Annotated in this window: 22 protein-coding genes and 1 tRNA gene; 15 read left to right on the top strand and 8 right to left on the bottom strand. The window is 66.2% G+C overall.

The genetic code is table 11. The features are described from left to right. Positions 1-10 precede the first annotated feature (10 nt). Entirely contained in the window at positions 11-421 is a 411-nt protein-coding gene (locus tag QRT08_RS05290; protein ID WP_286044868.1) for an archease, read from the bottom strand. A 77-nt stretch (positions 422-498) separates the two neighbouring features. On the opposite strand from QRT08_RS05290, the gene QRT08_RS05285 reads away from it, so the two are divergent. The 3 genes from QRT08_RS05285 to QRT08_RS05275 all read left to right on the top strand — a co-directional run bounded on the left by QRT08_RS05285 (position 499) and on the right by QRT08_RS05275 (position 3122). Then, on the top strand, positions 499-975 hold the full coding sequence (locus tag QRT08_RS05285) for a GNAT family N-acetyltransferase (RefSeq protein ID WP_286044867.1): 477 nt from the start codon (positions 499-501) through the stop codon (positions 973-975). Positions 976-1020: 45 nt separating this feature from the next. Further along, positions 1021-2193: a DNA primase small subunit PriS gene (priS, locus tag QRT08_RS05280; protein ID WP_286044866.1), complete on the top strand. Its 1173-nt coding sequence runs from the start codon at positions 1021-1023 to the stop codon at positions 2191-2193. Between the two features lie 68 nt (positions 2194-2261). After that, positions 2262-3122: a DNA replication complex subunit Gins51 gene (locus QRT08_RS05275; protein ID WP_286044865.1), complete on the top strand. Its 861-nt coding sequence runs from the start codon at positions 2262-2264 to the stop codon at positions 3120-3122. A gap of 42 nt (positions 3123-3164) precedes the next feature. On the opposite strand, the gene QRT08_RS05270 is transcribed toward QRT08_RS05275, so the two are convergent. Together QRT08_RS05270 and QRT08_RS05265 are read right to left on the bottom strand one after the other, a co-directional pair. Next, complete coding sequence (locus tag QRT08_RS05270) at positions 3165-5435, bottom strand: CDC48 family AAA ATPase (protein ID WP_286044864.1); 2271 nt, start codon at positions 5433-5435, stop codon at positions 3165-3167. Continuing rightward, entirely contained in the window at positions 5432-5680 is a 249-nt protein-coding gene (locus tag QRT08_RS05265; RefSeq protein WP_286044863.1) for an Hsp20/alpha crystallin family protein, read from the bottom strand. The genes QRT08_RS05270 and QRT08_RS05265 overlap by 4 nt, the downstream gene beginning before the upstream one ends. Before the next feature lie 141 nt (positions 5681-5821). Between QRT08_RS05265 and QRT08_RS05260 the strand changes: the two genes are divergently transcribed. Continuing rightward, the gene (locus QRT08_RS05260; RefSeq protein WP_286044862.1) at positions 5822-6595 is read left to right on the top strand and encodes an alpha/beta fold hydrolase; all 774 of its coding nucleotides are present in this window, start codon (positions 5822-5824) and stop codon (positions 6593-6595) included. On the opposite strand, the gene panB is transcribed toward QRT08_RS05260, so the two are convergent. After that, entirely contained in the window at positions 6589-7395 is an 807-nt protein-coding gene (panB, locus tag QRT08_RS05255; RefSeq protein ID WP_286044861.1) for a 3-methyl-2-oxobutanoate hydroxymethyltransferase, read from the bottom strand. The genes QRT08_RS05260 and panB overlap by 7 nt on opposite strands. A 90-nt stretch (positions 7396-7485) precedes the next feature. Here panB and QRT08_RS05250 point away from each other — a divergent pair, with 90 nt between their 5' ends. After that, positions 7486-7731, top strand: coding sequence for a DUF5822 domain-containing protein (locus QRT08_RS05250; RefSeq protein ID WP_286044860.1), 246 nt, complete (start codon positions 7486-7488; stop codon positions 7729-7731). On the opposite strand, the gene QRT08_RS05245 is transcribed toward QRT08_RS05250, so the two are convergent. The 4 genes from QRT08_RS05245 to QRT08_RS05230 all read right to left on the bottom strand — a co-directional run bounded on the left by QRT08_RS05245 (position 7728) and on the right by QRT08_RS05230 (position 11481). Next, positions 7728-8279 carry an HAD family hydrolase gene (locus QRT08_RS05245; protein ID WP_286044859.1) on the bottom strand — a complete coding sequence of 184 codons (552 nt, stop codon included), beginning with the start codon at positions 8277-8279 and terminating at the stop codon, positions 7728-7730. The genes QRT08_RS05250 and QRT08_RS05245 overlap by 4 nt on opposite strands. 292 nt (positions 8280-8571) lie before the next feature. Next, a complete protein-coding gene (locus QRT08_RS05240) occupies positions 8572-9690 on the bottom strand; it encodes an acyl-CoA dehydrogenase family protein (RefSeq protein WP_286044858.1) in 1119 nt (372 codons plus the stop codon). Between the two features lie 41 nt (positions 9691-9731). After that, positions 9732-10952 carry an alanyl-tRNA editing protein gene (locus tag QRT08_RS05235; RefSeq protein ID WP_286044857.1) on the bottom strand — a complete coding sequence of 407 codons (1221 nt, stop codon included), beginning with the start codon at positions 10950-10952 and terminating at the stop codon, positions 9732-9734. A 31-nt stretch (positions 10953-10983) separates the two neighbouring features. Beyond that, on the bottom strand, positions 10984-11481 hold the full coding sequence (locus QRT08_RS05230; protein WP_286044856.1) for a helix-turn-helix domain-containing protein: 498 nt from the start codon (positions 11479-11481) through the stop codon (positions 10984-10986). Positions 11482-11617: 136 nt separating this feature from the next. On the opposite strand from QRT08_RS05230, the gene QRT08_RS05225 reads away from it, so the two are divergent. The 10 genes from QRT08_RS05225 (at position 11618) to QRT08_RS05180 (ending at position 18762) form a co-directional block, all read left to right on the top strand. Next, a tRNA-Leu gene (locus QRT08_RS05225) sits at positions 11618-11702 on the top strand. 382 nt (positions 11703-12084) lie between these two features. Next, entirely contained in the window at positions 12085-12435 is a 351-nt protein-coding gene (locus QRT08_RS05220) for a hypothetical protein (protein WP_286044855.1), read from the top strand. Continuing rightward, positions 12410-12910, top strand: coding sequence for a hypothetical protein (locus tag QRT08_RS05215; RefSeq protein WP_286044854.1), 501 nt, complete (start codon positions 12410-12412; stop codon positions 12908-12910). Before QRT08_RS05220 ends, QRT08_RS05215 begins: the two co-directional genes overlap by 26 nt. A gap of 217 nt (positions 12911-13127) precedes the next feature. Continuing rightward, complete coding sequence (locus QRT08_RS05210) at positions 13128-14780, top strand: DNA cytosine methyltransferase (protein ID WP_286044853.1); 1653 nt, start codon at positions 13128-13130, stop codon at positions 14778-14780. 375 nt (positions 14781-15155) lie between these two features. Next, positions 15156-15371: a MarR family transcriptional regulator gene (locus tag QRT08_RS05205; RefSeq protein ID WP_286044852.1), complete on the top strand. Its 216-nt coding sequence runs from the start codon at positions 15156-15158 to the stop codon at positions 15369-15371. A gap of 387 nt (positions 15372-15758) precedes the next feature. Beyond that, a complete protein-coding gene (locus tag QRT08_RS05200) occupies positions 15759-16130 on the top strand; it encodes a hypothetical protein (RefSeq protein WP_286044851.1) in 372 nt (123 codons plus the stop codon). Next, positions 16130-16339: a hypothetical protein gene (locus QRT08_RS05195; protein ID WP_286044850.1), complete on the top strand. Its 210-nt coding sequence runs from the start codon at positions 16130-16132 to the stop codon at positions 16337-16339. The genes QRT08_RS05200 and QRT08_RS05195 overlap by 1 nt, the downstream gene beginning before the upstream one ends. A 183-nt stretch (positions 16340-16522) precedes the next feature. After that, a complete protein-coding gene (locus QRT08_RS05190) occupies positions 16523-16732 on the top strand; it encodes a hypothetical protein (RefSeq protein ID WP_286044849.1) in 210 nt (69 codons plus the stop codon). A gap of 318 nt (positions 16733-17050) precedes the next feature. Then, positions 17051-17398 (top strand): terminase small subunit-like protein, encoded by a 348-nt coding sequence (locus QRT08_RS05185; RefSeq protein ID WP_286044848.1) that lies wholly within the window; start codon positions 17051-17053, stop codon positions 17396-17398. After that, on the top strand, positions 17395-18762 hold the full coding sequence (locus QRT08_RS05180) for a PBSX family phage terminase large subunit (RefSeq protein ID WP_286044847.1): 1368 nt from the start codon (positions 17395-17397) through the stop codon (positions 18760-18762). The genes QRT08_RS05185 and QRT08_RS05180 overlap by 4 nt, the downstream gene beginning before the upstream one ends. Positions 18763-18768: the final 6 nt, after the last annotated feature.

Here is an 18768-nt window from a genome sequence, read left to right as displayed (position 1 = left end):
AATCATCTCCCTACACGTCTAGGACGACGTACGCCTCCCAGCCCCCCTCGACCTCCTCGAGGCGCATCTCGGAGTAGGTGACGGCCTTCACCTCCCGGGCCTCGATCCCGTCGAGGGGGACGCCGCGCGCGCTCGCGTCGAGTTGCCACTCCTCGGGATCGATCCGGACCTCGTTGCCGACGGGGAGCACCGACCGGACGTCCCGTTCGTAGATGAGTTCGTCGAGGTAGTCGAACAGCAGCGCCTCGGGGCTCTCGGCGGTGATCGAGAACGCGAATCGCTCGCCCGTTTCGGGGATCGAATCGCACTGGGCGGCCGCCAGACCGTCGCCGAGCGCGCCGAAGACCGCCTCGAGCGTGGCCCCCTCGGCGGCGACGGCGACGTCGGCGGTGTGGTCGCGCAGTTCGAACGCCGTGTCCATGGTTCGACGCCGGCGGCGGGACACAAAGCCCTTGCCCGTCGGTGGAGTTATAACGGGGTCGGTACTATACTTCGGGAGTGAGTGTCAACGTCGATCTGCAGGTCGTCGGGCCGGGCGACGATACCCACGTCGAGACCGCCTGGCGGCTGAAGGAGGACATTCGCCTCCGGGAGGACGTCCTCAAGCAACGGCGTGGTTTTTTCACCGACGCCTATCGCCGATCGACGGTTCACCTGCTCTTCATCGACGACCGGCTCGTCGGCTTCGCGGCGACGCGCCGCGACGGCTACCTCCTCTTTCTCGCCGTCGACCCCGAGTACCGCGGGGAGGGGTTCGGCGAACGACTGATCGATCTGGTCGCCGAGAAACACCGGACGGTGACGTGTCACGCCCGGACGACGAACGAAGAAGCGCTCGCCTTCTACGACCACCTCGGGTTCGAGATCGTCCGCCGGATCGACAACTACTACGAGGACTCGGGGGACTCCTTTTACCTCAAACGCGGCGACACCGACGGAATCGCCGGCCGGCTCTCGGAGTACCTCCGGCGCTGACCGGATCGCTATCCATTTATCGACGGGACCGAGAGTCACTCGGGTATGGAGGAGCGAACGCGCGCGTATCTCCGGGGGCGCTTCAGCGACCACTACCGCCGGACGACGGTGACGCCCCCGCCCGCCGCGGGCGAGCGCGAGTGGGGGTACATCCCGTGGCGGGCGGGCGGCACGACGATGATCCGCCACCGCTCGCTGCTCGACCTCGGCGAGATCGGCGACTTCCTCGCGCGCGAACGCCCCCGGCACGTCTACTTCTCGGCGGGCCGGTACGACGACCCGGGTGCCGGTTCGATGGGCGAGAAGGGCTGGCGCGGCTCCGACCTGATCTTCGACCTCGACGCCGACCACCTTCCCGGCGTCATCCCCGGCGAGGACACCTATGGAGAGATGCTCGAGACCTGCAAGGGGGCGCTCTACAAACTGCTCGACTTCCTCGACGACGACTTCGGCTTCGAGGAGCTGACGGTCGTCTTCTCGGGCGGGCGGGGCTATCACGTCCACGTCCGCGATCCGGGCGTCCAGGAGCTCGAACGCGACGCGCGACGCGAGATCGTCGACTACGTCCGCGGGATCGGGCTGGACTTCGAGGAGCTGATCACCCGCGAGACGGTCGCCGGTCTCGGCCGGCGAACCCCCGCCGAGAAGCGCACCCTCGACACCCGCGGCGGGTGGTCGAGACGCGCACACGAGCACGTCGTCGAACTCGTCGACGACCTCGCCGACGCGAACGACGAAACGGCCATCGACCGGCTCCGGGAGTTCGAGGGGATCGGCGAGGGGAAGGCGAAGGCGGCCCTGAAGGCGATGCGGGAGAACCGCGCTGAGATCGAGTCGGGCAACGTCGACGTCCATCCCGCCTTCTTCAGCCTCGCCCGGCAGGTCGTCGCCGAGAGCGTCGCCCGGGACAACGCGCCGATCGACGAGCCGGTCACGACCGACACGAACCGGCTGATTCGCCTGCCCGGGAGCCTCCACGGCGGCAGCGGTTTGGCGGTCCAGCGACTGAGCCGCGAGAAACTCGACGACTTCTCCCCGCTGATCGACGCGGTCCCCGAGACGTTCCAAAACCACGAGATCACGGTCGACCTCGACGAACCCCGACGGGTGGAACTGGGCGGGCTCTCGCGCTCTCTCGAAGCTGGAACGCACACGCTCCCCGAGTACGCGGGGATCTTCCTGATGGCCCGCGGGTGGGCCGAGAAGGGACGCGAATGAAACAGTTAAGGGGATCGGGAATGACAGTCGGGGGTATGTATCGGTTCGTCGGGGAGGTGCGTCGATAGGTGGATCTCGACGAACTCCAGACGGTCAAGGACACCGAGCGGGGAAAGGACAGCCTCCAGCATCTCCCCGACTCGTTTTACACCGACGTGGCCGACCACATCGCGGCGCTGAAAGACGAGCGATCGGAGCGCGCCGCGGCGGCCGACGACCCCTTCGGCGACCCCGAGGTCCAGCGCCTGACGAGCGAGATCGACTCGACCGAGCAGGTGGTGAAATCGATCTACGAACGCCGCGTCGGCAAGCTCGTCAAGCTCGCGAGCTTCGCCGCCGCGGACATGCCCGCCGACGAGGAGGGCCTCACGAGCGAGGAACGCGACCTGTTCTCGGATCTCGTCGCCCGGATCAAGGACAACCGCGCGCACGTTCTCGACGTGCTCGCCGGCGAGGCCGAAGCGGACACGAACGCCGACGACGGCGAACCGGCCGGCGATCCCGGGCCGACCGGGGCGAGCGAGGCGGCCGATCCGGCCGCCCCACCGGAGGAACCGACCCCGACCGACGAGCCGTCCGTGAGCGCCGCGGACCTCATGGGCGACGGATCGGAGACCGAGGAAATCCCGTCGACCGCCGGGGCCGCGACGGACGACCCCGAATCGGCCACGGTCGGTGAGTCGGCGCCACCCGAAGGGGAGAACGACGAGACGACGGAGGCGTCCGCCGGAGACGACGTCGATCCGGTCGAGACGGGCGCGGACGAGGAGGGAATCGAGCGGGCGACCCTCCGGATCACCCGTGACGTGGGCGAGATCGTGGGGATCGACGACCGGGAGTACGATCTGGCGACCGACGACGTGGTGAGCCTCCCCGAGGCGAACGCCGGTGCGCTCGTCGAGCGCGAGGCCGCGGAACGCCTCGAGTAAGGGTGATCGGCCGATCGGAGGCGTCGGGAAAACAGTACGGGCCTACTGGAAGGTGCGGCTGACTTCCTGTTCTTCGAGTTCCGCGCCGCCCCGGTCGAAGCGCTCCTCGATCTCGGCGTAGCGCTCGCGGGTCTCGGGGGTGACGCTCGGGTTCACCTCCTCGAGCGCCCGCTCGAAGTGTTCGCGGCTCACCCGGACGTTGCCGACGCTGTCGAGCGTCTCCTCGGGGTCGACGCTGGTGATGAACTCGCGGGTCGCGGCCATCGAGGCCTCGCGGCTGACCGCCTCGATGTCCGCGCCGACGTAGCCCTCGGTCTCGGCGGCCAGTTCGTCGAGGTCCACGTCGTCGGCGAGCGGCTTCTCGCGCGTGTGGACCTCGAAGATCGCCCGGCGTGCGGCCTCGTCGGGCACCGGCACGTGGACGTGGCGATCGAGGCGGCCCGGCCGCAGGAGGGCGGAATCGATCAGGTCCGGGCGGTTCGTGGTTGCGATCACGACGACGTCCTCGAGTTCCTCGAGGCCGTCGAGTTCCGTCAGCAGCTGTGAGACCATGCGCTCGCCGACGCCCGAGTCGCCCGAGTGCCGGCCGCGCTCGCCCGCGATCGAGTCGATCTCGTCGAAGAAGATCACCGTCGGGGCGTTCTCGCGGGCCTTGCTGAAGACCTCGCGGACCCCCTTCTCGCTCTCGCCCACGAACTTGTTGAGCAGTTCGGGGCCCTTGATCGAGATGAAGTTCGACTCGGCCTCGTTGGCGACGGCCTTCGCGAGCAGGGTCTTCCCGGTGCCCGGCGGGCCGTAGAGCAGGACGCCCTTCGCGGCGTCGAGGTCCATCGCCTCGAACACCTCGGGGTACTCGAGGGGCCACTGGATCGTCTCGCGGAGGCGCTCTTTGGTGTCCTCGAGGCCGCCGACCTGCTCCCAACTCGTGTCGGGCACCTCGACGAACACCTCGCGCAGCGCCGAGGGTTCGATCCCCTTGCGCGCCTGTTTGAAGTCCTCCTCGGTCACGCGCAGCGCGTCGAGGACGTCGGCGTCGATCTCCTCGCTCTCGAGGTCGAGTTCCGGGCGGATCCTCCGAAGGGCGTTCATCGCCGCCTCACGGGCGAGGGTGGCGATGTCCGCGCCGACGAACCCGTGGGTGTTCTCGGCGTAGCGCTCGAGGTCCACGCCGTCGGCGAGCGGCATCCCGCGCGTGTGGACCTGCAGGATCTCGCGGCGGCCCTCCTTGTCGGGGACGCCGATCTCGATCTCGCGGTCGAAGCGGCCACCCCGGCGGAGCGCGGGGTCGATCGCGTCCACCCGGTTGGTCGCGCCGATGACGATGACCTGCCCGCGTTCCTCGAGGCCGTCCATCAGCGAGAGAAGCTGGGCGACCACGCGGCGTTCGACGTCGCCGCTGGTCTCGCCGCGCTTAGGCGCGATCGAGTCGATCTCGTCGATGAAGACGATCGCGGGGGCGTTCTCCTCGGCCTCCTCGAACATCTCGCGGAGCTGTTCTTCCGATTCGCCGTAGTACTTCGACATGATCTCCGGCCCGGAGATCGTGTGGAAGCTGGCGTCGATCTCGTTGGCGACGGCCTTCGCCATCAGCGTCTTGCCCGTTCCGGGCGGGCCGTGCAGCAGGACGCCCTTCGGCGGCTCGATCCCCAACTGCTGGAACAGTTCGGGGTGGCGCATCGGCAGCTCGATCATCTCTCGGACCTGTTCGAGCTCCCGATCGAGGCCGCCGATGTCCTCGTAGGTGACGCTGGGCGACCCGCCGGGGACGCCGCCCGCGCCCTCACGGATCTGTTCGGCGGGCTTCTCGCTGATCGTGATCTCCGTCCCGTCGGTGACGACCACCGTGCCCGACGGCGAGGTATCGGCGATCTTCAGCGGGATCTCGCGACCGCCGCCGGACATCGGGCCGATCCCGAAGCCCACTCGGACGGTCTGGCCCTGCGTGACCGCCTGCCCGCTCAGGCGGTCCCGGACGAGCGGGCCGATGTTGCCCTGGATGCGGAGGTTCTGCGGCGTGGCGATGGTGATCTCGGTCGCGGGCTTGACGTCTGCCTTCTCGACGGTCGCGCGGTCGTCGATCCCGACGTTGGCCTCCTGTCGGAGTCGGCCGTCGATGCGGATCACGCCGCGGCCGTCGTCCTCGGGGTAGCCCGGCCAGACCCGCGCGACGGCGCGCTCGCCGCCCGATCCCCCGATCAGGATGTAATCACCGTTCTCCAGTTCGAGCTCCTGCATCGACGCGCGGTCGACGGCCGCGAGCCCGCGACCCGCGTCCTTCTGCTTCAGCGGTTTGACGGTGAGTTTCGCGCTCATGACTCTACCTCGATGGTAAGGACGCCGTTTTTGATAAACGCTCGTGCTCCCTCGCTCGGAAGGTCGAACTCCTCCTGGCGTTCGCCCTCCGCCGTCTCGACGACGACGATCGCGGTGTCGTCGACGACGTCGACGCTCGCGTCGCTCGCCTCGCTGCCGAGGTCGATCGCGATCACGGCCTCGTCGTCGTACTCGTAGCGGCGAACCAGGGTGTCGCGCCCGTCCGTGATGTGCTGTGGGGTCATGATGATACTAACTCCAAGTTAGTCATTTGAATATAAAAGCCTTTCTCAAGAAGTAGCACTACTGGAGGGGGGCAACGCCCGAGCGGTTGTATTGCGGTTCGGGGTAATGAGCTTTATCAGACGAGCGGCCGAACCGACCGTATGGAGACCGTCTCGCACCACGGCCGGGAGACCACCTACGAACGCCACGACCGAGGCGGCGAAGGGCCGGCGATGCTCTGTGTTCACGGCAGCGGCGGCGAACGCGGCGTCTGGAAGTCCCAGGCCAGGATGGCCGACGAGCGACCCGTCGTCGCGCTCGACCTCTCGGGCCACGGCGACAGCGACGACATCGACGCCGACCCGGGTTTCAGTACCCTCTCGGCGTACGCCGACGACGTGATCGCCGTGGCCGAGGAGACGGGGTCGGGAGTCCTCGTCGGCAACTCGCTGGGCGGGGCCGTCTCCCTCCACGTCGCCCTCTACCGCGAGTTCGAACCCGACGCGCTGGTCCTCGTCGGCACCGGCGCGCGACTCGCGGTCCTCGAGGACCTCCTCGCGTGGCTCGCCGACGACTTCGAGCGCGCCGTCGACTTCCTCCACGAACCCGAACGGCTCTTTTACGACGCCGACGACGACCTCGTCGCGCTCTCGCGGGAGGCGATGCGGTCCTGTGGGAGGGCGGTCGTCGAGCGTGACTTCCTGAGCTGTCACACCTTCGACGTGCGCGGCGACCTCGACCGGATCGACGTCCCGGCACTCGCGGTCTGTGGCGAACACGACCGGCTCACGCCTCCCAACTATCACGCGTATCTGGCCGAGGAGATGCCCGACTGCGAGTTCGAAACGATCGACGAGGCGGCGCATCTGGCGATGCTCGAACGACCGGCGGCGTTCAACGAGGTCGTCTCGGAGTTCCTCGGTCGCGCTCAGTAGACGTCGTCGATCTCCTCGACCGTCTCCGAGTGCTCCTCGGCGGGAAACTCGCCGCTCTCGACGGCCTCCTTGTACTTCCCGACGGCCGATTCGATCTCGCCGCGAACGTCGCCGAACTGCTTCGAGAAGGGCGGCGACCAGTCGCCGAGACCGATCACGTCGGTGATGACGAGGACCTGCCCGTCACAGTCGGGACCCGCACCGATCCCGATCGTCGGGACGTCGAGCGCTTCCGTGATCCCCGCGGCGAGGTTCGCGGGGACGTGTTCGAGCACCAGCGAGAAGGCGCCGGCCTCCTCGTGGGCGCGCGCGAGGTCCACGATCTCCGCGGCGGCCTCCCTCGTGGTCCCCTGGCGGCCGTAGCCGCCGATCTGGTTGACGCGCTGGGGGGTGAGCCCGAGGTGGGCCATCACCGGGATCCCCAACTCGACGAGCCGTTCGGTCAACCCGACGGTGTGGGGGCCGCTCTCGAGTTTGACGGCGTCCGCGCCCGCCTCCTTCACCATCCGCCCAGCGTTCTCGATGCTCTCGGCCTCGTCGACCCCGAAGGAGAGAAACGGCATGTCCGCGACGACCAGCGCCTCGTCGGTCACGCGGGAGACGGCTGCCGTCCTGCTCGCGACCTCCTCGATAGTCACGGGGAGCGTCGAGTCGTGGCCCAGGACGGCGTTTCCCATGCTGTCGCCGACGAGGATCACGTCGATGCCCGCCCGCTCGACGAGTTCGGCGGTCGGGGCGTCGTAGGCGGTGAGCATCGTGATCGTCTCGTTGGCCGCGCGAATGTCCGCGACAGTCGGCATGGAGGGGGTTGCCGCCGCCCGACCTAAACGCCCGCGGTTTTCGCAGCCCGAATCCACAGGCTTACGACCGCGCCACGCCCACCGTCGGGCGTGCCAACCCCCGTCGAACGCCACGACCCCGAGGGGGTCGACTACGCGTGGGTCATGCAGGTCACGTTCGTGCTCACTATCGTCGTCGGCGCACCCGTGGTCGCGCTGCTCTCTACCGCGACCGTGTTGCCGACGTGGGGCGACCGCCTCAAGTTCACCGTCCGAGTGGGGTCGGTCGTCTGGATCGCCATCGGCCTCACGACGTTCCTCTACGCGCGCAGACGGGCGGAGCGAGAGCGCGTCTAGAACAGGTCACGGACGTACAGAAAGCCCGTCCCGGCGCGTTCGGCGGTGATCGCGTCCCGGTCGGTGTCGCCGACGAACACCGTCCGTTCGGGCGGCACCTCGAGCGCCGCCGCGGCCGCCTCGAGCGGCCCGGGGTCGGGTTTCGGCTTCGCGGCCGAGTCCCGCCCGATCACCGCGTCGACGTGTTCCTCGAGGCCGTGGGTGGCGAGCGCGATCCGACACGCCTCCTCGCAGTTGAGCGAGCAGACCGCGATCGGGCGCTCCTCCTCGATCACTTGCTCCGCGAGGGGCAACCGCTCGGAGTATCGGGCCCCCTCGCGTTCGTACTCCGAGATGATCTCCTCGACGTGCCCGCGCAGGTCCGCCCGCGAGGCGCGTTCGAGCAGGTCCCAGAGGTTTCCGCTCGTGTCGATCCCCCGTTTCGCGAACGTTCCCACCACCGCGGTCGCGACCTCGTCCCAGTCGACCGCCAGATCGACGAGGGTGCCGTCGAGGTCGTAGATGATCGCCTCCCACCCGTCGTCGATCCGGCGTGGCCCGCCAGTCATACCCGGTGTTAGGCGGTGGGGAGGAAAAATAGCTTGCCCACGAAAGCCCTCGGCACGGCTTGGCAGCCGTGCCTCGCCCTTTTCATGTCCGCCAGGACAGCAGGCCGCGGTGCGCGACAGCGAGGGACCGAAGGTCCCTCTGGCCGTTCGAGCGGGCCGAAGGCCCGCGAGAAGATCGCGCACCGCTTCCGAGGACACCAGCCCTTCCCCGCCCGCTCGCGGAGCCGTCGAGAGTGACGGCTCCGCTCGCGCCGGCCACCGCGCCGCCAACCGACGCACCGCACGGTACCGGCTATTTCAACAGTTCACGGGCGATCACGCTCTTCTGGATCTGGCTCGTCCCCTCGTAGATCGTCGTGATCCGCGCGTCCCGGTAGTAGCGCTCCACGTCGAAATCGGTGGTATATCCCGCCCCGCCGTGGATCTGGACGGCCTCGTTCGTGATCTCCATGGCCGCCTCGCTCGCGAAGTACTTGGCGACGCTCGCGTCCATCCGTGGGTCCTCGCCCGCGTCCTCCTTGCGGGCGGCCTCGCGCGTCAGGAGGCGGGCGGCCCGGAGCTTCGTCTCCATGTCGGCGAGCTTGTGCTGGATCGTCTGGATGTCGCCGATGGGCCCGCCGAACTGCTCGCGCTCCCCCGCGTAGGCGAGCGCGTCGTCCATCGCGGCCTGCGCCAGTCCGACCGCCTGACTCGCGATCCCGATCCGCCCGCCGGTCAGGGTCGAGAGGGCGGCGCTCAGCCCGCGCCCCTCCTCGGTGAGGCGGTTCTCCGCTGGGATCCGCACGCCGTCGAACAACAGGGCGGTGGTGTCGCTCGCGCGCAATCCGAGTTTCTCCTCCTTCTTCCCTACGTCGAGGCCCTCGCTGTCGGCGGGCACGAGGAACTGCGTCACCTCGCCCTCGCCCGTCTTCGCGAAGAGGATCACGACGCCCGCGCGCGAACCGTTCGTGATCCACTGTTTCTTCCCGTCGATGACGTACTCCTCGCCGTCGCGCTCGGCCCGAGTCGACATCTCCGCGGGGTTCGACCCCGCCTCGGGTTCCGAGAGGGCGAAGGCACCGACGGGCCGCCCCGCGACCATCTCGGGGAGCCACCGTTCCTTCAGGTCGTCGCTCCCGAACTCCGCGATACACGAGGTGGCCAGACAGTGGACCGAGAGGGCGGTGGCCACCGAGAGGTGGCCGTAGGCGAGTTCCTCGTTGACGAGGCTGTAGGTCGTCCTGTCGGACTCGAACCCGCCGTAGGCCTCGGGCACAGTAAGACCGGTCAGGTCGAGGTCCGCCAGTCCGTCCCAGACCTCCTCGGGGAACGTCTGGGTGCGGTCGGCCTCGGCCGCTCGGGGCCGTAGCTCCTCCGTGGCGAACTCCCGGACCACGTCCCGGATCGCACGCTGCTCCGACGTGAGTTCCATACCGCCCGTTCGGTCACGGACGAAAAAAGATGATCGATCACTCACTCGCGCAGGAACGACACGACCTCGTCGGGGTCGGCCGCGATCCCCCCACCCTGTGCGAACTCGGGGCCGCCGCCACCGCCCCCGCCGAACTCGCTCGTCAGGGAGTCGACGACCGCGCCCGCGTCCGTCTCGCCCGCGCTCGCGACGGCGACCGTCACCGGGTTCCCGTCCGTGACGAGCGCGACCACCTCACACTCCTCGCCGGCCAGGTCGCGCGCCCGGTCCGACAGCGTGTCGCCGTCGATCCCCGACAGCGAGCCGACGAGCCAGCGTTCGCCGTCGCGTTCGACCGGTTCGGGGAGCGCGTCGATCTGCGCGTCCGCGACCCGTTCGAGCAGCGAGTCGCGCTCGCTCGTCAGGTCCTCCAGTTCCGCTCGCTGGCGCTCGATCGCTCCCCGGAGGTCCGAGACGCGAACGCCGAGTTCGCGGGCGGCAGCCAGCGCCGACGCCCGCGTTTCGGCCCGATGCTCGATGGCCGCGGGACCGACCGCTAGCTCCACCCGCGTCAGCCCCTCGCCGGGGTTCGACCGGTCGAGAACCGATATGAGACCGATCTCGCGGGTGTTCGAGACGTGCGTGCCACCGCACGCCGCTGCGTCCCACGGATCGGCCGCAGCGTCTCCCGTCTCACTGCCGCCGACCGTCACGACCCGAACCCCGTCGCCGTCGTCGAAGACCCCCTCCTCGGTCTTCGTGTTGAACGCGACGCCCTCGCGGGCGCGGGCCTCGGTCGTGGGGACCGTCTCCCACGAGACGGGCCGGCCCTCCCAGACCGCGCGGTTCGCGAGCGCTTCGAGCTCCACGAGGAGTGCGTCGTCGATCTCGGTGGTGGTCTCGAAGTCAATACGGGCCTTTCGATCGTCGATATCGAACCCGCCGTAGCCGAGGTCGTCGAGGAGGCGACGGCCCGCGCCGTAGAGGACGTGACTCGCGGTGTGTGTTCGCATGCAGTAGGTTCGAAACGCCGAATCGACCGTGCAGGCGACCGTCGCGCCGGGTTCGAGGTCGGTTTCCTCGGCGGTCGTGTGAACGACTTCCCCGTCGCGTTCCTGTACGTCGGCGACCGTAGCGCCGCCGATCTCACCCCTGTCGGCGGGCTGGCCCCCGCTCTCGGGGTAGAAGTACGTGCGCTCGAGGACGACCTCGCGTCCGTCGACGTCCTCGACGCGTGTCTCGAACTCGCTCCGGTAGGGTTCGTCGGGTGCCAGGGAGTTCATCGGGGTTGGCTTTTCGCCGCAGGTGGAAAACCTACTCGGCGAGTTCGACGTCGAGTTCGGACTCGAGGGCGGCGATGAGCGACCCGCCGACGTCCGCGCGTGCGGCACGACCCTGTTCGACGGCCACGAGCTGTTCTTCGGGAACGTCCAGCGAGTCGGCGAGCTCGTCGATCTGGAGGCCGGCGTCGCGTCTGGCCTCGCGAAACCGGTCCCCGTAGTCCGAGACGAGGTAGGGCAGCGGATCGTCGGCGTAGTTGGTGCCCTCGCGCTCCCAGCGGGTCGAGTCGCCCTGCTGGGCGTCGTGCATCTTCGCGACCGTGCGGGCGGCGCGCTTCTTGCGGTCGCGCTCGTCCGGCGCCTCCTCGCGTCGCTCCTTCTTGGCGTCGTCGTGGGGCGTACAGGCAGAACAGACCTGCAGGGTCGCCCCGGCGATCGACGCCGTCGTGAGCGATCCCGAGGTCGCCCCACAGAGTTCACAGGAGCCGCCGTCGCCCCCGCCCGCGGAGTCGCCGGTGGAGTACTTCGCCATGTGACTCCTACGGAACCCGGACATTTGAATATACGGTCGATCCCGCGTTGGGGGTGGGAAACCTGGCCAGGGGACCGGCGAAACGAAAGCCCTTTTATCGGAGGTGGAATAGAGTCGGGTGCAAAGACGCACGCGAGCGTGGGTAGCCAAGCCAGGCCAACGGCGCAGCGTTGAGGGCGCTGTCCCGTAGGGGTCCGCCGGTTCAAATCCGGTCCCACGCACTACCCCAACGGTGCTGATACTCCTCACGGAACAGCACCCACGCACAATCCTCACGAAGCGAATCCCGTAGCGACGGGATCAGCGCGGTTGTTTATACCGCGTTTCGGTTTATCAACTCCGACAGCCACGGCCACGGAGGTGGCGTCATGAGTCTGGCGCCGATCCCGCACCCAGACGCCTGCCCCGAGTGTGGTCGGCCCGGGCTCGAATTCGAGGGCGAGCTGTACTGTGCGAATGCGTCCTGCCCGAAGTACCGTGAGGTGGTTCGATGACGCCCGCCTGTACGGCGTGCGGCACGATCCTTCCGGAGGATGCTCGGAGAGGCTTCAGCGGTGAGTGCCCCCACTGCCGTCGACAGAACCGGCCCGAGGAGGTACTGCTATGAGCGTCGATCAGCCCGATCCACAGCTGATCGAGGCGCTTCGAAAGCAGGTTGCCGCCCTTCGCGATCGCGTCGACGAGCAGGACGAACGGATCGCCGAGCTCGAAGAACAAATCGATAACGGAGGGTCATCCTCCGGTGTCGGTGGTCGCGATCAGGCGGTGATGGACCAGCTCGAGGTCGGCGACGTCGTCACCAGCGCGCGACTCATGGAGCTGTACCGGAACCACACCGACGTCCGGAACAAGAAGACACTGAAAAAGCGCGTTAAATCGATCAAGAAGCGTCCGGAGTTCGAGGCGATCGGCTACGGTAAGTGGCGATATGGTGGGGGTGACTCCGATGTCTAAGAGGCGGAAATCGGTCTCCCTCGACGAGCCGGTTTACGAGCAAGTCCAAGATGACGATGCCGAATTCAGTCCGCTCGTGAACAAGTGGGCCGAGGACTACTACGCCGAGGGCCGACGACCCGCGATGAAAGAGCAACAGGTAGAACAGATGCTTAGTGACCTCAACGAGCGAGAGGAGCAGTTCGAAGAGTTCGTCAAAGATACGATGGCGATGTTTGACCAGCACCGTTCGATGCTGAAATCTGCTCTTGGAGATACCGCTGCCGAAGACGACGTCCTCGAGGAGCAGTTCGAGGACGTCTACAACGAGCTCACCGAACGGACACAATTTACTGACTACAGCACGCCCCGCGATCCGGAGAATCCTGCGATCCGCCAGCACGCGAATCGGATCGGTGTTTCTCCGCAGCGCCTCGTCGAGGAACTCAAAGAGCGCGATCGTCGTGATGGATTCGGCCAGGAGGTCGAACAGTGATGTTCCCGACTGCCCCCGTCCGAATTGACGCGAGTGAAGTAGCCGACCGAGTATTACGTGTTACGGGGGAGTGTTACGTAATACTCAAACACACACTAGACCTCCGTAGAAACACACACCACCAAGAAGAAAGAAGAAATAAAGCAACAGCTAACTGCCGCAGGCTTGATTCTGTCTATGCTGGCTCTTCTCTTAAAGGTTCGGGAGGCGGGTCGCGATGAACGATCGACGCAAGCGCGACGACACCGTTCGCGCGGTCGACCTCTTCTGCGGCGCCGGTGGCCTCTCCTGGGGGCTCGCTCAGGCCTGCGAATCACTCGATCGCGACGTCGAGCTCGCCGCGGTCAACCACTGGGAGCGGGCGATAGAGACCCACGAAGTCAACCACCCATGGGCCGACCACTACCACGCGAAGGTCGAAGAGCTCGATCCGCGGGATGTCTTCGATACCGAGCGCGTCGACATCCTCACCGGCGGTCCGCAGTGTACCCATCACTCGAACGCGCGCGGTAGTCGTCCCGTCGACGAACAGAAGCGAGCGAGCCCGTGGCACGTTCTTGACTGGCTTCAGAAGCTCTACGTGGACCACTTCGTGATCGAGAACGTCCCTGAGTTCCGCAACTGGGGGCCTGTCGGTGCCGACGGCCAGCCGATGAAGTCCAAGCGCGGCGAAACGTTCGACGCTTGGATCAACGCGCTGCACTCGCTTGGCTACTCGGTCGACTGGAAGATCCTCAACTCGGCGAACTACGGTGACGCGACCGCACGTCGACGACTGTTCGTTGTCGGACGACGTCAACAGCAACCCGAGTTCCCGACGCCAACCCACTCCGAGGGCGGCGAAGATCCCGGGACGGAGCCGTGGAGATCGGCTGCAGAGATCATCGACTGGTCCGATCCCGGCAAGAGCATCTGGGAGCGCGACCGCCCGCTCGTGAACAACACGATGCAGCGCATCGCCGAGGGGATCCGTCGGCACGGTCACGAGGATCTCAAGGCGTACGCCGACGCAATTGCGGAGCTCGGAAAAGAGGACGTCGAAGCGATGCAAGAAAGCGTCGTCGACGGGCCGGACATCGAGCGGGCTGTCGAGGAGCGGGATGGCCCGTTCCTGGCGCGCAGTGCCGAGGGCGTCGAGTCGATGGGGCTGTGCCTTCCGTACCTACTTCGCCAGCAGTCGGGTGGCGTCCCTTCCTGTGCGGATGCTCCGGTGCCGACGATCGCGACGAAGGGGGCGATCAGCAAGGTCGAACCCCGGCCGTTCGTCCTCCCGCGCAACGGCTTCCATCGCGGCCTGCACAGCAACCCTGCGTACGATCCGGACGAACAGCCGTTACACACCATCACGGCGAAGAACCACGACGGTCACCTCGTCACGCCGTATCTCGTCCCGTACTACAGCGAGCGCGCCGGGCAGGCACCCCGGACGCACGATATCGAGGATCCGCTACCCACCGTTACGGCCACCGGGTCACAGACCTACGTTGCCAACCCATTCCTCGTCGAGTATTACGGGAATGGCGGCGCTCAGCCGGTCGACGAACCACTCCCGACGGTGACGACGCGCGATCGCTTCGCGCTCGTCCTGCCCGATCAGTACCCGTGGGGGATCGACATCCGTTTCCGGATGCTTCAACCCCGGGAACTGGCGGCGGCGATGGGCTTCCCTGACGACGTCGAGTTCGTCGGCAACAAGACCGAGACGATCGAGCAGATCGGGAACGCCGTCCCGGTCAACCTCGCACAGTCGCTCTGCGAGCAGCTGCTCCTCGAGGGCGACCCGACGCTACGCTCGTTCACAGATTCGGATCCGATCGAAGTCGCCGTGGATGGCGGCATCGATGCCGGTGCCCAGGAGGCGGATGACTGATGAACTGCCTCTCCTGTAGCGGCGAGATGGACGCCCTGCGGACCGTCGACGTCGACCACGACGGCTCGACCGTAGGATGGAGCCCCGAATTCGTCTGCCCGGACTGCACTCCGACGTACCACCGGAGGTTCGCATGAACTCATCCAGTGCAGCCTACCGACACACTATCAATCATGACTTATACTGCGCGATAGCGCAAGCCTTCTCGCTAATCGGGTCCGTTTCCTTCCAACAACTATCCGGGAAGGGGTGGGATAGAGCTCCTGTACGTGTCCATGGTCACGGCCGTATAGTGACCCACTCCCCCCGGTATGCCTCTGACAGCGGCATTCTTTTGCGCGACCCACTACGGTCACCAGCGGAGCGTGGTCGCGAGTGACTCAGACCGATGACCTCCCACCGGGGGCGCTGTTCGTTCGCCACATCGTCAAAACGCAGGGCCCGATCGAGCGCTCGGAGCTGATCGAGACGACGGGCCTCCCGCGGACGACCGTCGCCGACGCGGTCGCGACCCTCGAGGAACGGGGCGAACTGACAAAACAGCAATCTGAGAGGGATAAACGCCGAGTCCGGTACGATATTCGGAAATAAGCTTATTTTATCGGACTAGAATGAGATGAATAGACTCCGAGTGCTCGGAGTCAAGCTGTCAGAGGCACTATCAACCCCTCCCCATCACAACACAGCTTTCCACGTTCCCCCTGGCACTCGCCGAACAGGCTCCCAAATGGGAGTCTCGTCCAACAGCCCTGCGAATCCCCGTTTCCCTGATTTCGATTCATGAGACCATTCCGTGACCTTCCCATAGAGACACGTCCATCGGACGAAGCGGGATATCAAGCGTTCAAAGACCTCGTGTGGTACTGTGGCGAGGTGTGCAACTCCTGCTTTTCTCAGGTGCGCACCATCGGGCCGGAGCATACTAGGCAACTCGACACCTCTGGTCCCCGGCACCTCGCCGATGGCCCGCCACTGTCCATGACTATCAACGAGTGGTACGATCGAACGGAGCAGGGCTCACAGGAGCACACGACGTGGGATCACAACAAGCGCTTCGGGACGTGCTACTGTCTCACCTGTGGAACCGACTGTAACGGCGGGCATCGTAACAAGTCCCTCGAGGAACTCACGCCCCTCGTCGAGAACATCTTTCGATACATCAAACGCGAGACAGCGTACGATCTCGATGGGAAGACCTTCGGGCGGCAGGTCCGCGAGCTGAAACAAGATCCGAGCGCACAGGGCCTCGAGACAGAGGTAATGGCGCTGGCCTTCGGTCGTGCCCTGGTCCGCGATCGGGCTCGTGTTCGCGGTGAGACGTCGAACTACGCAGGTGCAACGGCGGACTGATGGCAACCGCACCAACACCGGTGCTCACGGAGTACATCGGCCAGCGCGTCGAGGCCGAGTTCGCCGGGCGGCGCATCGACGGCGTCGTTCGCGATGTTGAGCACCGCCTGGAGACGATCCACTACGAGCCCCAGCTGCTGATCGCGCGGAAGGGTGGCGCGACGATCTCCGTGCCACCCGAGGCAGTAGTGGATCGGCACGATCACTAATTTTCATGCACAAAACTTATGCAAAGACCCGAGTTAGACGGTAGTGGCCGCAAGGCCAGCGCATAGGGTAGTAAACGAACTGGAAGGTCGTATGGGCCCTGTCCCCCCCTCCCCCCGATTGCCACCCTCTGCTCTCCCCTCCCCCGGGGAGAGCCTGCCATTTCCCGGTGATGTCCAAGACCGATGAGTATCAACGACCGCGATCGCACCACTGACCGTGACGAATGGGGCCGTGTCGACACTGCCGCCCACCTTCCACGTCGTCCCGATCGGCTCGCCGGAACGGTCGCCGACGGCGTGCTCGCCATTTACGATCCGGCAAACGCGTTTGCGTGGATCGAACTCGAGTTACCCTACGAGGGCGCCGTCTTCAACCTGAAAAACGCCCGCTGACTGCTCATGCCCTCCTCCGCTGTCATCCTCGTCGACCAGTGCCCGGTCTGGGGTGAGGGTTTCTATGACGACGACCGGCGCGGACCTCCAGCGCCGGCTGAACGCCCATGACGAAGTCCGACCTGCGGATCCACCTGAACGTCCTGATTACTCATGACCGATGACGATCGCTGTGGATCGACTGATACGGTTACCGGCGAGCCCTGCCGCCGCCCTGCTGGCTGGGGTCGCGACGCCGACGACGGTCCCTGTGTAACCCATCACGAGGAGGACGAACCGTCGACGTCCCGGCCGGCGAACCGGCCGACGAAGCTCACCATGCAGCGCCAAGAGAACATCGCAGCGATGCTCGAGCAAGGCCAGTCGGTCGCTGCGGCCTGTCGCTGCAACGGGATCGGGACGACGACGTTCTACGAGTGGCTCGATCGTGGCGACAAGCAAGAAGAGGGCATCTACGCGGACTTTGCGGATCGGGTCGCACGCGCACGTGGGGCCGGCGAAGCCGAACTCGTCGACGAACTCCTCGAGATGGTCCGGGAGACGGGCGACACGCGAACGATGCTGTCGGTCATCAAATCCCGGTATCCCGAGTCGTGGGGCGACGCCGAAGCGGCCGAAGAGGGTGGGACAGTCAACATCCACCTCTCGCCGACCGATGACGCATGAGCACGACTGGTACGTCCCGCCAGTATCGTGATGCGTTCCCCGAGCCAACGCACTCGAGGTTCGATCGCGGTGCCGATACAACGACCGACCTCGCTCCCTACCGGCACGACGAGACAGGACTCGCGCCACAGGCGCAGTTCCTCGCTGGGCCGGCGGGACAGGCCGATATCGTCTCGGAGGCGCGCAACCACGCGTTCGTCTCCGGGCTCGGCGCCGGCAAGACGGCGTCACTGATTATTCGGGCATGGGTCAACGCTGAACACTGGAACCCCGGCGAGCTCGGGATGCTGATCGCGCCGACGGTGCCGGCGATCAAGAACGTCATCCTCCCCGAGATGCGCTCGATGGGGCTGCTCGACGTCTGCGAATACAACGGCAAAGGCTCCGAGCGTCCTGGGATCATCACCCCCTCGGGCTCGCGGATTATCCTCGAGTCGGCGGACAACACCCGCAAGATCGAGCGCCTCCGAGGCCCGTCGATCGCGTGGGCCGGGATGGACGAGGCGTCCTCGATTGCCGAGCGTGCCTACGAGATCATCACAGGTCGACTTCGGACCGGCGAGTACCGCAACCTGTTCGTCTCAACGACGCCGAAGGGCTTCAACTGGGTCCACGATCGCTTCTACGACGATCCGGATCCAACGATCCGCTACGAAGGGGCGTACGAGTGGCTCGAAGCTAACGGAACGAACGGCGTCTTCGGCGTTCCGTCGTGGCTCAACCCACACAACCCGGACGACTACATCGAGCGCCTCGAGGAGGAGTTCGACGGGTCGTTCTTTCAGCAAGAGGTTCAGGGCGCCTTTACGAAATTCGAGGGGCTGGTTTACCCGTGGTTCTCCCGCCCAGAGCACGTTATTGACGACCTCCCCGAGGAGGGAGAGTACGACGAGGTCATATACGGCGTCGACTGGGGGTTCAACAATCCCGGCGTGATCCTTGCGCTGGTTCGCCAGGGCGATCGCTGGGTCGTCGTCGAGGAATTCTACGAACGGCGCTGTACGGACGAGGATATGGCCGAGCACGCCAATGATATGATCGATCGCTGGGGCCCGGGACGGATGTACTGTGATCCTGCCGAGCCCGCCTCGATCGAGACGTTCCGTCGTAAGGGCGTCCCCGCCCGGTCTGCAGAGAACGCCGTCACGCCAGGAATCAAACGCGTCTCGAGTCTGCAGGACGATCTCAGGGTTCACCAGGACTGTCAGAGCATCCGCAACGAGTTCTCACAGTATCAGTACAAGGACGCCGAGGACTCGGACGACCCGCTCAAGGAGAACGATCACGCGATGGACGCCCTCCGCTACGCGCTGTTCACGCACAACGCCGGCCCGACTGTCAACGACCTCGGCTGGGGATCCTAATAATAA

The organism is Halalkalicoccus sp. NIPERK01, assembly GCF_030287405.1.
In the GTDB taxonomy this organism is placed as follows: domain Archaea; phylum Halobacteriota; class Halobacteria; order Halobacteriales; family Halalkalicoccaceae; genus Halalkalicoccus.
Note: the sequence above shows the minus strand (reverse complement) of the source record. Positions and strands in the feature narration are given on the sequence as shown.

Coding starts and splice junctions, on each gene's coding strand:
- QRT08_RS05290 (WP_286044868.1), bottom strand. CDS start 421: ATGGACACGGCGTTCGAACTGCGCGACCACACCGCCGACGTCGCCGTC.
- priS (WP_286044866.1), top strand. CDS start 1,021: ATGGAGGAGCGAACGCGCGCGTATCTCCGGGGGCGCTTCAGCGACCAC.
- QRT08_RS05270 (WP_286044864.1), bottom strand. CDS start 5,435: ATGAGCGCGAAACTCACCGTCAAACCGCTGAAGCAGAAGGACGCGGGT.
- QRT08_RS05265 (WP_286044863.1), bottom strand. CDS start 5,680: ATGACCCCACAGCACATCACGGACGGGCGCGACACCCTGGTTCGCCGC.
- QRT08_RS05260 (WP_286044862.1), top strand. CDS start 5,822: ATGGAGACCGTCTCGCACCACGGCCGGGAGACCACCTACGAACGCCAC.
- panB (WP_286044861.1), bottom strand. CDS start 7,395: ATGCCGACTGTCGCGGACATTCGCGCGGCCAACGAGACGATCACGATG.
- QRT08_RS05245 (WP_286044859.1), bottom strand. CDS start 8,279: ATGACTGGCGGGCCACGCCGGATCGACGACGGGTGGGAGGCGATCATC.
- QRT08_RS05240 (WP_286044858.1), bottom strand. CDS start 9,690: ATGGAACTCACGTCGGAGCAGCGTGCGATCCGGGACGTGGTCCGGGAG.
- QRT08_RS05235 (WP_286044857.1), bottom strand. CDS start 10,952: ATGAACTCCCTGGCACCCGACGAACCCTACCGGAGCGAGTTCGAGACA.
- QRT08_RS05230 (WP_286044856.1), bottom strand. CDS start 11,481: ATGGCGAAGTACTCCACCGGCGACTCCGCGGGCGGGGGCGACGGCGGC.
- QRT08_RS05220 (WP_286044855.1), top strand. CDS start 12,085: ATGAGCGTCGATCAGCCCGATCCACAGCTGATCGAGGCGCTTCGAAAG.
- QRT08_RS05215 (WP_286044854.1), top strand. CDS start 12,410: ATGGTGGGGGTGACTCCGATGTCTAAGAGGCGGAAATCGGTCTCCCTC.
- QRT08_RS05210 (WP_286044853.1), top strand. CDS start 13,128: ATGAACGATCGACGCAAGCGCGACGACACCGTTCGCGCGGTCGACCTC.
- QRT08_RS05200 (WP_286044851.1), top strand. CDS start 15,759: ATGACTATCAACGAGTGGTACGATCGAACGGAGCAGGGCTCACAGGAG.
- QRT08_RS05195 (WP_286044850.1), top strand. CDS start 16,130: ATGGCAACCGCACCAACACCGGTGCTCACGGAGTACATCGGCCAGCGC.
- QRT08_RS05190 (WP_286044849.1), top strand. CDS start 16,523: ATGAGTATCAACGACCGCGATCGCACCACTGACCGTGACGAATGGGGC.
- QRT08_RS05185 (WP_286044848.1), top strand. CDS start 17,051: ATGCAGCGCCAAGAGAACATCGCAGCGATGCTCGAGCAAGGCCAGTCG.
- QRT08_RS05180 (WP_286044847.1), top strand. CDS start 17,395: ATGAGCACGACTGGTACGTCCCGCCAGTATCGTGATGCGTTCCCCGAG.